The 12,692-nt window shown below is 27.3% G+C and carries 14 protein-coding genes; 1 reads left to right on the top strand and 13 read right to left on the bottom strand.

The window, feature by feature from the left end:
* Positions 1 to 62: 62 nt before the first annotated feature.
* The 11 genes from T324_RS0112630 to T324_RS0112580 form a co-directional block, all read right to left on the bottom strand.
* Positions 63 to 1,721: an amino acid ABC transporter ATP-binding/permease protein gene (locus tag T324_RS0112630; protein ID WP_028330586.1), complete on the bottom strand. Its 1,659-nt coding sequence runs from the start codon at positions 1,719 to 1,721 to the stop codon at positions 63 to 65.
* 31 nt (positions 1,722 to 1,752) lie between these two features.
* Positions 1,753 to 3,501, bottom strand: coding sequence for an ABC transporter ATP-binding protein/permease (locus T324_RS0112625; RefSeq protein WP_028330585.1), 1,749 nt, complete (start codon positions 3,499 to 3,501; stop codon positions 1,753 to 1,755).
* Positions 3,502 to 3,531: 30 nt separating this feature from the next.
* Positions 3,532 to 4,089: a TetR/AcrR family transcriptional regulator gene (locus T324_RS0112620; RefSeq protein ID WP_028330584.1), complete on the bottom strand. Its 558-nt coding sequence runs from the start codon at positions 4,087 to 4,089 to the stop codon at positions 3,532 to 3,534.
* A gap of 11 nt (positions 4,090 to 4,100) precedes the next feature.
* On the bottom strand, positions 4,101 to 4,703 hold the full coding sequence (locus T324_RS0112615; protein WP_028330583.1) for a hypothetical protein: 603 nt from the start codon (positions 4,701 to 4,703) through the stop codon (positions 4,101 to 4,103).
* 10 nt (positions 4,704 to 4,713) lie between these two features.
* On the bottom strand, positions 4,714 to 5,109 hold the full coding sequence (locus T324_RS0112610; RefSeq protein WP_028330582.1) for a YbaN family protein: 396 nt from the start codon (positions 5,107 to 5,109) through the stop codon (positions 4,714 to 4,716).
* 118 nt (positions 5,110 to 5,227) lie between these two features.
* The gene (locus T324_RS0112605) at positions 5,228 to 5,896 is read right to left on the bottom strand and encodes a hypothetical protein (RefSeq protein WP_028330581.1); all 669 of its coding nucleotides are present in this window, start codon (positions 5,894 to 5,896) and stop codon (positions 5,228 to 5,230) included.
* Positions 5,897 to 6,058: 162 nt separating this feature from the next.
* Positions 6,059 to 6,679, bottom strand: coding sequence for a hypothetical protein (locus T324_RS0112600; RefSeq protein ID WP_028330580.1), 621 nt, complete (start codon positions 6,677 to 6,679; stop codon positions 6,059 to 6,061).
* A gap of 65 nt (positions 6,680 to 6,744) precedes the next feature.
* Positions 6,745 to 7,143 carry a YbaN family protein gene (locus tag T324_RS0112595; RefSeq protein ID WP_028330579.1) on the bottom strand — a complete coding sequence of 133 codons (399 nt, stop codon included), beginning with the start codon at positions 7,141 to 7,143 and terminating at the stop codon, positions 6,745 to 6,747.
* Entirely contained in the window at positions 7,140 to 7,562 is a 423-nt protein-coding gene (locus T324_RS0112590) for a nitrous oxide-stimulated promoter family protein (protein WP_038375285.1), read from the bottom strand. Before T324_RS0112590 ends, T324_RS0112595 begins: the two co-directional genes overlap by 4 nt.
* 84 nt (positions 7,563 to 7,646) lie before the next feature.
* A complete protein-coding gene (locus tag T324_RS0112585) occupies positions 7,647 to 8,873 on the bottom strand; it encodes a cell surface protein (RefSeq protein WP_028330577.1) in 1,227 nt (408 codons plus the stop codon).
* Positions 8,874 to 9,146: 273 nt separating this feature from the next.
* Positions 9,147 to 9,776, bottom strand: coding sequence for a hypothetical protein (locus tag T324_RS0112580; protein WP_038375270.1), 630 nt, complete (start codon positions 9,774 to 9,776; stop codon positions 9,147 to 9,149).
* A 224-nt stretch (positions 9,777 to 10,000) separates the two neighbouring features.
* Between T324_RS0112580 and T324_RS0112575 the strand changes: the two genes are divergently transcribed.
* Positions 10,001 to 11,416 (top strand): serine hydroxymethyltransferase, encoded by a 1,416-nt coding sequence (locus T324_RS0112575; RefSeq protein ID WP_028330575.1) that lies wholly within the window; start codon positions 10,001 to 10,003, stop codon positions 11,414 to 11,416.
* 75 nt (positions 11,417 to 11,491) lie between these two features.
* Here the strand turns inward: T324_RS0112575 and T324_RS0112570 are convergent, their stop codons facing one another.
* Both T324_RS0112570 and T324_RS0112565 read right to left on the bottom strand, forming a co-directional pair.
* Entirely contained in the window at positions 11,492 to 11,926 is a 435-nt protein-coding gene (locus T324_RS0112570; RefSeq protein WP_028330574.1) for a PTS sugar transporter subunit IIA, read from the bottom strand.
* A complete protein-coding gene (locus T324_RS0112565; RefSeq protein WP_028330573.1) occupies positions 11,920 to 12,579 on the bottom strand; it encodes an HAD family hydrolase in 660 nt (219 codons plus the stop codon). The genes T324_RS0112570 and T324_RS0112565 overlap by 7 nt, the downstream gene beginning before the upstream one ends.
* Between the last annotated feature and the right edge of the window lie 113 nt (positions 12,580 to 12,692).

Raw genomic sequence — 12,692 nt, 5'->3', positions numbered from 1 at the left:
TAACTTTAGTTATAAGCATGCATATTTTATATGCATGCTTATTTTTTACTTTTTCTATTATATTAACTTACTCTGTCAGTTTTTATTTTATAGATTTTATCAGCTATATTAAGAGTAGAAAGTCTATGTGAAACTAAAACAACAGTTTTGTCTTTAGTATTTTCTTTTATTGATTTTAATATAACAGCTTCATTCAAACTATCTAAATTACTTGTCGGTTCATCAAGGAGTATGAAAGGTGCTTTGTGTAAAAAACTTCTAGCTATTCCTATACGCTGTTTTTCTCCTCCGGATAAAGTATCTCCAAGTTCTCCGACATTGGTATCATATCCGTTAGGCAAAGTCATAATAAAATCATGTAAAGACGCTTTTTTACATGCTTCTATAACTTCTTCTCTTGAAGCATCAGCATTTGCTATTTTTATATTATTTTCTATAGTGTCTTTAAAAATTGAAGTTTCCTGTGTTACATAGCTTTCCATATCTCTAAGAGTATTTGTATTGATATCTTTTATATTGGTATTTGATATTTTAAGACTTCCTTTTTTTATGTCCCAAAAACGCATGAATAATTTTAAAAGTGTAGATTTTCCGCTTCCGCTTTTACCGCTTATTCCTATTATTTTATTAGGTTCTATATTTAAATTATAATCATTTAATATTTCTTCGCCTTCATAATCAAAATATACATCATTACATTCAACACCGCTGAATTTTAAATCTTTTTCTCCATTATAAACTTCTTCAACAATAGGTTTTTCAGCAAGTAAATTTAATACTCTCTCTCCGCTTGCCAAAGTCATAAACAAATTATTTGATAAATTGCTTAGTGCTATAACAGGTCCGAAAGAACTTGCCATTGCTATAGTTGGTATTATAATATTAACGAAACTAGTATTTGTATCTTTTGATATTATTACACTAACTGCAAGTACAGCTAATGTAAATAATGATACAGCTGAAGTAGTAAGTCCTGATATTATGCCTTCATATTTTTTTAATTTTTCATTAAGGTGCATTAAATTATCAGTTTTGCTTTCTATAGTTTTGCTTCTTTTTTCACCATATCCGAATTGAAGTATTTCTTTTATTCCCCATAAACTGTCAAGAAAGTAACTATTTAATTTTCCGAAATCATTTCTATAAGCCATTCCGTCATTTTTGCCGAACTTTGATGAAAAATAAGGTATTATAAAACCTATAGTAAAATAACCTAAAAAGGCAATAGCTCCTAATATAATATTAAAACTTCCTATAAAAATTGTCATTATTAGAGAAGTTAATACTCCTATAGCTATTGGAGAAATTGTATGTGCATAAAACACTTCAAGAAGCTCAATATCGCTTGTAATAAGTGCTATCAAATTTCCTTTATCTCTTCCTTCAAGTTTGGCAGGGGATAATTTTCTTAAAGCCTTAAAAACTTTATCTCTGATTAAAGCAAGTAATTTAAAAGCTATAAAGTGATTACTTAGCTGTTCTATATAATGGAATACACCTCTTAAAACAGCAAGTACTAAAACAGTTATAAATATTGTTTTTATTGTAAATAGAGAACTTAAATTTAAAAATGTTAATATTGCATATCCTCCCAATATAGTTATTGATATAGCACATAGAAATCCTAATACTCCTGTAGTTATTGCTAATATCATAACATGCATAAGAGGTGCAATTAAACCTATAAGTTCTGCCATAATTCTTATACCGCTTCTACGCATTATAAACTCCTTTATATAAGCATACTAATAATTATATAGCTATGCTCAAACTCTCTCCCTTTGTTATACTTTCTAAATTAATTTGCTCATTAAAAATTTTAGCATACTCTCCATTGATATTCATTAATTGATTATGTGTTCCTTCTTCCATTATGATGCCGTCTTTCAAGAAATATATATGATCTGATAATATGCAGTTATAAAGTCTATGAGATATTAATATAACAGTTTTTTCTTTAGCAATATCTCTTATAACATCCATAATACTCTCTTCACTTTCAACATCAACATTTGAAGTAGCTTCATCAAATATATATATATCACCGTTAAAGAGTATAGCACGTGCTAATGCTAATCTTTGTTTTTGACCGCCTGATAAATTAGCAGCTTTCTCCATTATTTTTGTATTAAGTCCGTCTTCAGACTGTAAAAAGTCATAAAGCTCAACTTTCTTTAATGCTTCATTCATTTGATTTTCTGTAATATGAACTCCAGCCATCTTTAAATTATCGTATACTGTACCTTCAAACAAATAACTGTTATGATCAACAACAACGATTTTTTTGTATAAATCATCTTTATTTATTGTATCAAGCTCTATATCTCCGATTTTTATTGAACCTTTGTAATTTTCATTTTTTAAAGATATTAATCCAGCAATAGTGCTTTTTCCTGAGCCTGATACTCCAACTATAGAAACAAATGATTTTTCTTTTATAGTCATATTAATATTTTTTAATATAGTCTTCTCTTCATTGTATGCAAAACTTACATCTTTAAAAGTAATCTCTTCATTGTTTTTATTTATATTATTAACTCTTTTTTCATCTTCTTCCATATCAAGTATTTCAAACATTTTTTCACTTGCTGATATTCCATTCATAGCTATATGGAAGAAAGAGCCTAAAAGTCTTAAAGGAATAAAAAACTCAGCAGAAAGCATTATTATAGTGAATGTACCTGCCAAATTTATATTTCCTTTCATATACTCAAGTACAGAAATGATTACTCCTAAAGCAGCACCGCCGTAAGCAATTATATCCATTATAGTTGTAGAATTAAGCTGCATAAATAAAAGATTCATAGTAGCAATTCTAAACTTTTCAGCTTCTACATTCATTTCATTATTTTTCTTTTCATCAGCTTTATATATTTTTAAAGTTGTAAGCCCTTGTACATCTTCTAAAAATATTTCTCCTAAGTCGCTGTAGCTTCCCCAATACTTCTTTAGTATTCTTTTAGCAATTTTTACTATAGCAACAATAGATATAGGTATAAGAGGAACACATATTAAAAGTATAACAGCTGACTTAACACTTATAGTAGAAAGCACACAAAAAAGTACTATAGGAGCTATCATACTGTAAAAAAACTGGGGTAAATATCTTCCAAAATATATTTCCAGCTGATCAACACCCTCCATAGATATCTGTACAATTTCACTTGTAGAAAATTTTTCTTTGTATCTGCTTCCAAGTGTAAGAAGTTTTGAATATATTTTCTCTCTTAAAGTCTGCTTAACTCTTCCAGATGCATGATAAGACATTTTGGCCATTAAAATATTGAATCTAAATCTTAAAACTATTATTACCAATATCTCAATACATAGTTTGATTATATCCTCTTTTAATACATTACCCTGAAAGGCTTTTTGTATGATAGCCGCCATAAAAAATACTGCTGCTATATTAAGATATAGATTAACAAGCTGTATTACAACATGCCAAGCTATATATTTTTTTGCATTACCCATCAAAGATATAAGCCTTTTATTGATCATAAACTTTCCTTTATTTTTTATTTTTATATATTAATAAATAGTTCTTTTAATTATTTCTTTTATGCAAGAACTATCATAGTTTCCATTAACCATAGAAGTAATTATAAATGCGAATATAGCTTCTACGAATTCATCACGTGTAAATTTATCATCAAAAGCATCATTTCTGATGTTTTTATCATTGATAAGAGTTTTGCATAAACCTTCTTTAATATGCTTTATGATAGTGTTCATCTTATCAATACCTTTGTTTTTATTTTTTTTCAGAATCATTGTAGAATGAGATGTAAAAAAATTGGGATATTTTTTATTTCCTTTCTCCAAGTTTTTAAAAATTAAATCTATGATTCCTATAAAACTGTCAGATTCCAAGCAAATATTTGAAGGATGAAATATTTCAAGCCAAACGCTTCCAATAACTGCTATAGTCAATTCCTCTTTTGATTTAAAATAATTATATATAGAGCCAACAGCGATATTTGAAGCATCAGCAACTGAACGCATATTTATAGCGTTTAGTCCATTCTTTTTTATTAATTCTTTGCTTGCTTTTAATATGTCTTCTTTTGATGTTATTATATTGTTCATAAAATACTCTATTAAAAATAATATCTAGTTCCTATACTTATTCTTCCAAAACCAGCTGAATTGATTTTTTTATGATATCCTAATTTATCTCCATCGATAACAGAATGCAGCCCCCCGCCAAATTCCAATACTATGGCAGCATGTTTGCTTACATTTATATTAAACCCAGCACCTCCTCCGATTTCCCAATAATAAGGATAGGCAAATAAAAATTTATGACTTCCGCTAGGATTGAATGATAAAAATCCAAAACTTCCGAAAGCAAAGCCGTATCTTGATATACTGATTTTATCTTTATATTCATCTACTCCTCCAAAAGTTATTTTTTGCATAAGACCTAATTGATATAAATCAGGGTTGTCATCATATATTTTAGAGCCTACTATAGTAGTATAGCTTTTCATTTCAAAATTATTATATTTAAATAATTTGAATCCGAATTCTAAATTAACACTAGTTTTTATAGTATCAGCACTGCTGTAAAGACCTATAGAAAAAAATCTATTATCAAGACCTGATACTATTTTGTTTTTTTTATCCTCTTCAGTATAAACAGTATCAAAAAAACTTAAAGAAATAATATTGATTATTAATACGTATTTATATATTTTCATAATTTTAACCTTATTCATCCATTTCAATATTAGCTTGTATTTTATCTTCTTTTATAGTTTTTATGTATATAAAGAAATATAAATATTTAGCTATTATCAAAACTATTAATGCTATTCTTGCATGAAGATTATTAATAAATATAAATGCTATTACAAGCATTATTGTAACGGGTATAAGTATAGTTAGCTTAGATTTTAAAGTCATTGATTTTGATGTAACAAAACTTTCCAAATGTTTTTTGTATAATTTTGTAGACATAAACCAGTCATGGAACTTTTTAGAACCTTTCGCAAAGAAAAAAGCTGCAAGCAAAAGAAATGGAGTAGTTGGAACTATTGGAATTGCTACTCCTATAAGTCCTATGCCCATACATATAAATCCTAAACATATAAATAATATTCTCATAATAAAACCTCAGATTGAACAATGTTCATAATTAAATAAAATCTTTGATTATTTTATCTATACTGAACATTGTTCAGTATAGATAAAATAATTTATTTGTCAAGATAAAAAATGATATTTATAAAGGTTTTTTCTTACTATCATTTCTATTCAATGCTTCTTTTAATAATTCTCCATTCGGATATATACTTTTACTCATATCTATATATTTTTGATAATTTTTTTCATCTTTTATTTTAAAATAATATTGAGACATCCAAACATAAGATAGATATTTCTGATATTTTTCTTTAGCATTTTCCATAGCAGAATTAAAATATTCAAAAGCCTTTTTATCGCTTCCTCCTGCTATTGCTGGTGCATGCATATAACCTGCTGCTGTTCCAAGAAGTGCAAAGAAATTCTTATTATCCTTTTCTAAAATTTTTTTATATATTTCTTTACTTTTTGTACCGAAAGAAATTTTTTCAGGTACTCCGCAGTAATAAACTATATAATTCATTAACTCAGATACACTTATTAAATAATCAGCATCATCAGATTTTATATAATCCTTATTTTGATTTATGGTATTTTTTAAATAATTATATTTTTCTTTTTCGTCAGTCATATTTTTAGCTTTCACTAAAGAAAGTATATTTTTATATGTTTGAGAACTATTATTTTCTATAGTTTTAATATTATAACTTGATGAATAATAGCTGTTATAAAAATTATTTATGTTTTGCGAACTGTACGGATATAATATCCCGTATAATGTTAATGATATAATTATTAGATATTTCATATTTTACTCCTAATATATTTTTTAAATTGAACAATGTTCATTTTAATATGTTTAATATAATTGTCAATATATATATATTTAATATTTTTAGTTATAATCTTTACCTAACTATATTTTATAATTAGGTAAAGATTATATTGGGAGAAGTTACAAAAAAGCTATTTAAAAATAATATCTTCCTCCTATACTCATTCTTCCAAAACCAGCTTTATTAATTTTTGCAGGATATCCAAGTTCAGAACCATTATGTACGAAATGCATTCCTCCTCCGAATTCTAGCACTATAGCAACATGTTTACTTATATTGATATTAAAACCTGCACCTCCGCCTATTTCCCAATAATATGGAGCAGAGAATAAAAATTTACCGCTTTTGTCAGCATCAAATGATAAAAATCCGAAACTTGCAAAAGCAAAACCATATCGTGATACACTGATAGTTCCTGTATATTCATCATTATTGCCAAATGTTAATTTTTGCATGATTCCCAACTCATACATTTGAGGACTGTCATCATAAATTTTAGAACCAGTTATTGCAGTATAGCTTTTTATTTGAAAGTTATTATATCTAATTAATTTAAATCCTAATTCTATATTAACTGTTGTTTTTATAGAATCTGCACTGCTGAATAATCCTATAGAAAAAAATCTATTATCTAGTACAGATTGAAAACCTTTTTTCTCTTCAATATTTTTTTCATTTTCATCTTGTGAATAAGCATTGCAAAATAACATTAAAAATATAGTATTTATTATAAAAATATATTTTAATACTTTCATTATTATCTCCTAAATATGGTAAGGGAACAGTATTTGATTTTTTATTAAAAATCTTCTTTAATTTTTCAAATTTCTAATTTATCAGGATTTACTTGTAATTCTTCGTTTTTTATTGTTTTTATCTGTGTAAAGAAGTATAAATATTTTCCAATGAACAGTATTACAAGAACTATCCTAGCATGCAGATTATTAACAAAAATAAATGTAATTATAAGCATAGCGCTAACAGGAAGCAGTATTGTAAGTTTAGATTTTAAAGTCATAGATCTTGATTTTACAAAACTTTCCAAATGTTTTTTATATAATTTTGTAGACATAAACCAATCATGAAATCTTTTAGAACCTTTGGCAAAAAAGAAAGAGGCAAGTAAAAGAAATGGGGTAGTTGGTAAAATTGGCACAACTATTCCGACAGCACCAATACCTACAAAAAGAAAACCTAAACATATAAATAATATTTTCATATAACACCTTTAAAATCTAATTTTTTATTTTTGTTCATATTATGCTTTATCATAATAAATACATGTTTAAAAGCTGCTATAGGATGATGAAGAATCATTCTTTTTCCAGAATATGACATTATTTTTTTCACTTTTTCTTTCATGTCTTTTTTATAACAATGGGATTTGCATGCGCTGCAGAATGTTTTTTCTTTTATAAATCTGCATCTGTCTGTTCTTTCGCAAGCATAATTGTATAACTCTTCACATCCTTTACAGATGTTTTTGCTTCCAAATGTTTTATTATAAGTTTTTTGATAATCTTTATGATTATGCATACAATATAATTTAATCATAAAAAGCATCATATCTTTTTCATATTTTCTTTTTTTTACTATTTTATAATTATCATTATGACAATAATATTTTTGTATAATCATCTTTATAACCTTATTTATTTTATATTGGGCATCTAATTTTAAGATACCCAATAAATCTATTCCCAAGATCAATAATTTAGCAAATTAAAATCTCCAAGTAATACCTGTGTTTCCATTGAATACAAGTCCATTATCTGCACTATTTCCAATACCATCAACAGTAGTAGCACCTCCAATCTGAGCCTCAAAATACCATTCTAAATTAGGCATAGGTGTAATATATAACTCTCCATAAACTAAATATCCAAGCGAATAAAATACAGGCGGTATTCTTACAGGTTTAGAGCTAGCTATACCAGCATTAATTCCTCCTGTAAGCATAGAGAAAGATAAAGCAGGTTCTAAATAAAGAGTCATTATATCGTTTTCAGCAGTAAAACCTACAGGAACAGATAAACTCATATATTGAGGCTTAGTTATATAATAGTCAACATCTCCTATAGTTACAGTAGCGGTTCCGCCATCAAGAGGTACATTCATAGATGTGCTGTCAAATGATCCAAGTCCTCCTATAGGAGAAGCGGCATCTACTTGATAATATCCAAATCCACTAGAACCAGTTTTTCCCATAATTGAGTATGAAGGTCCTTCAAAATCTTTTATAGAGGCTTTATACACAATTCTTATTTGCGGCTCTATTAATATAGGATCTGTTGCTGCTATAAAATAACCTCTTGCATCTATTCCTATAGAATGAGCCTGAGTGTCATTAGGAAATCCGAAAGTTGTATTCATTACTGGAACACTAAGAACTCTGCTTTCATTTGCCTTCATTGAATACATGCCGTACAGCAAATTAACTCTTATTCTGCTGAATATATCATTTCCTGTATAATATTCTATTCTTATATCTGTGGAAACTGCTATATCGCCTTCATTAACAGTATTTTTTCCACCTATACCTATTGTAACAGGTATATTTATTCTTAAATTGTCATTCAAAGCAGTTGCTGTTATTATTGGAGTATGTGCCTGCCAAGTTGAAGTTACATATTTAAATTGATATCCTAATCCTACACCAAAACTTTCTGTTTTATAAGCTATACCAGCAGTAGGGGCAGGATAAAATACACTTATTCCTCCCTTAATACCTGATGTTAAATTATCAACTAATACACCTGCAGATTCTCCTTCCACACCTATCATAAATCTAAAATTTTCAGTTCCCGCTAAAACTCCAAACCTATCAAGTCTTATAGTAAGCTGATTTTCATCAACCAAAAAATCATTAAAATCTTCTAATATTGTATATCCGAACATACTATAAGCACTTATTATTAAAGCTGTTAAAACATAATATAAACGTTTCATCTTTTTATCCTTAAATATTTTTGTTTATAATTTTTTAACAACTTTGTATATTACCTAAACACTACTATTTTTAATTATTCATTTTTATTATCAAACTGTTATATTTTTTGATGTTTAGTTATTCTGAATACCTCCTTAATTATTTTTTATTTTCACTTTATAAATATATTCTTTTAATTATTAGTTTTATATAAAGTTTATATGTACATCTAAATTGTTAGTATATTCTAACATTTAAATAAAAAAAATCAATACTTAATGATTATTTTTTATTTAGTCTGCTAATTTTGATCCAAATTTGAATCCTAATATTAATCCTCCTCCTGAGCCTCCAATTCTTGGTGTGTCAGTTAAAGATCTTAAAGGAAGTCCGTAATCATGGGCAATATAAACTCCCAATACAATAGCTAAATTATCTGTTACAAAAAATGAATAATCTAAAGTCATTTTAAAATAATGCATTATAGATGCACTATATCCATATTCTAAATTTTTTTTTCCAGCCATAGGAATTTTTATACCGCCTCCAATGCCTAATGAAACTCCCCAAATTGTAATTTTAGGCATCAGTCCTATTTCAAAGTTATGCATATACATAGAAGTGTCAATGACTGTCCCATCTGCTAAATATTTTTTTGATGCGAAACTATCGTAAGTGTATCCTAAATCAAAGAATAACCCAGCTCCTATTCTGTTATAAATTTTATGATAATATCCTATTTGTATTTCTACACCTGTATCAAAACCTTTTCCGCTTTTATAACCCAAATCTTTTAATGATTCATTAGGTGTTCCTATTGCTATACCTAATGGTACATTTAAAGATACTTCAAATCCTTCAGCATAAGCAAATAAATTAAATGATAATGCTGATAATGCAATTAGTAATATTTTTTTAATCATGTTTGATAAATCTCCTAAAAATTGTTTAATATAAAGTTAGAATACTATAACAATTAATTTGTCTATACTAACATTTAAATTTAAAAAATCAATATGATTTTTTAAAGTAAAAATAATAAACTCCATACTTTTTTATCAAAAAAGTACTTATTAATATGTTCAATAATTGAAAAAAAACTTATATTAATATATCATTACTACATATAAAATTCATTGGAGGAAATATGGCTGTATCTAAGAAAAAAACAGCAGATAAAAGTTCATCAAAGTCTGCTAAAAAAACTGCTGTTGCCAAAAAAACTATTTCTAAAAAAAATACTAATTCAAAAAAGGCAGTTAAAGTAGCAGAAAAAAAAGTAGCTGCTCCTAAATATTATGTATCAGAAGCTCCGCTTAAAACTGCTGATAAAGAAATATTTGCTGCTATGAAAGCTGAGTATAAAAGAGAAGTCAGCGGTTTTGAACTTATAGCTAGTGAGAATATAGTTTCACGTGCTGTTATGGAGGCACAGGGTTCAATATTTACAAACAAATATGCAGAGGGTTATCCATCAAAAAGATATTACGGCGGATGCAATGTTGTTGATGTTGTTGAAAATTTAGCTAGAGAAAGAGCAAAAAAATTGTTTAAAGCACCATTTATAAATGTGCAGCCTCATTCTGGTTCTCAAGCTAATATGGGTGTTTATATGTCTGTATTGCAGCCGGGAGATACTTGCTTAGGTTTATCATTAGATGCAGGCGGACATTTAACTCATGGTAAGAATGTTAATTTTTCCGGTAAAATATACAATTTTGAGCATTATAATGTAAACAGAGATACAATGCAGATAGATTATAATGAGGTTAGAGATTTAGCATTGAAGCACAGACCTAAGATGATAGTAACTGGAGGAAGTGCTTATCCTAGACAGATAGATTTTAAAAAGTTTAGAGAGATTGCTGATGAGGTGGGAGCATATTTACTTGTTGATATGGCGCATATTGCAGGACTTGTTGCTGCCGGACTTCATCCTAACCCTGTTGAATATGCCGATTTTGTTACAGGAACTACTCATAAAACTTTAAGAGGACCTCGCGGAGGATATATTATTTCTACCAAAGAAGAATTAGCAAAAAAAGTTGATAAAACAATATTCCCGGGAATACAAGGCGGACCTTTAATGCATGTTATAGCTGCTAAAGCTGTATGTTTCAAAGAAGCACTTGATCCTAAATTTGTTAAATATCAAGAGCAGGTTTTGAAAAATGCTGATGCTATGGCTAATATGTTTTTATCTAAAGGTTATGAATTGATTTCTGGCGGTACAGATACTCATTTAATATTGCTTGATGTAAAAAAATCTAAAGGTATAACTGGACAAGTTGCAGAAACTGTATTGGATGCTGCTCATATAACTACAAATAAAAACGGAATACCTTATGATACTGAATCTCCAATGGTTACAAGCGGTATAAGACTTGGTACTCCTGCTGTTACTACAAGAGGATTAAAAGAAAAAGATGTTATGGAGCTTACTCAGTATATAGATGAAGTTTTAAGTAATAGTGATAATGAAAAACTTATTGCTTCTGTTGCTAAGAAAGTCGATGCTTTATGTAAAAAGTTCCCTATGTATAAATATATAGCTGATATGTAATTTATATAATTAGGTTTGAATAATTAAAAGAGGGGCATATTATTTTTTATAGTCTCTCTTTTTTAATAATAAAAATTAATTAAATAAATTTAATATTTCCTCTTCTGTTAAATCTTCTTGTATAATTTTTTTTACTAAATTATCATTTCCTAAAATATCTGCCAATTCAGACATAGCGTCTTGATGACTGCTTGAATCTTCAGCTGCTAATGTGAAAAATAGATATACTTTATTTTCAGTTTGATAGAAATCTATACCATTTTTTATTTTTAAAAAGCTCATTCCCATTTTTATAACACCATCTTCAGGTCTTGAATGAGCCATTGCTGCTCCATCAACTAAAACTATATATGCTCCGTATTTATATACATTATTTATAATAGAATCAACATATCTGTATTCTATATTATTATTATCTAAAAGCGGTTTTGCTGATATTTTTATTGCCTCTTCCCAATTTTCAGCATCTTCTATAATTTGTATTTTTTCTTTTAACATTTCTTTTAACATAATTCTATATAATCAAATATCTCTCCTATATTATTAATTACTATATCCGCCCCTTTTTCTTTTAATGTTTCTTTATCATAGCTATTTGTTATAGCAGCAATTTTTATACCAGTTTTTTTAGCACCTTCTACTCCTGCTAAACTATCTTCAAATATTAATGTCTCTTCTTTTGTTATGTTATTATTATATTTTTTTAAAAGTTCAAATGCATACAAAAATAAATCAGGTTCCGGTTTAGCTTTTAATTGTTCATTATGGCATGAATAATCTTTTATATATTTTGATATCCCTTTTTTTTCAGACATTCTTTTAACATAATTTATTTCACTATTTGAAGCTATCACTATATCAAGATTTTTCATCTTTTCTAAAGTTTCAATAACATTATCAAAAGTTTCTAAATCTGTTTCTATTATTTGACGGAAGTATTTTTCAGCTTCTTCAAAAAAATTTTCAGGTATATAATAATTTTTTTCTATTAAAATTTTCTTTATGTCATTAGTTTGATACCCTGCCATAGATTTAAAATCTACATCTTCAAGTCCCTTCATTTTATTAGCCGTATATATTAAAGATTTTGTATATAAACTTTCACTATCTACCAAAGTGCCGTCAAAATCGAATATAGCAGCTTTAATTTTTATTTTGCTCATTTCTAAATCCTTACTATATTTTATAGAAAAATATTTTATATTTTTTTTTATCAAAATCAATATAATTTTATATCATTTGATAATAAATTATATACATGTTATAATTTTAAATA

It is taken from the genome of Brachyspira alvinipulli ATCC 51933 (genome assembly GCF_000518245.1).
GTDB lineage: Bacteria > Spirochaetota > Brachyspiria > Brachyspirales > Brachyspiraceae > Brachyspira > Brachyspira alvinipulli.
The sequence above is the reverse complement of the archived record's forward strand: the minus strand, read 5'-3'. Positions and strand labels throughout refer to the sequence as shown.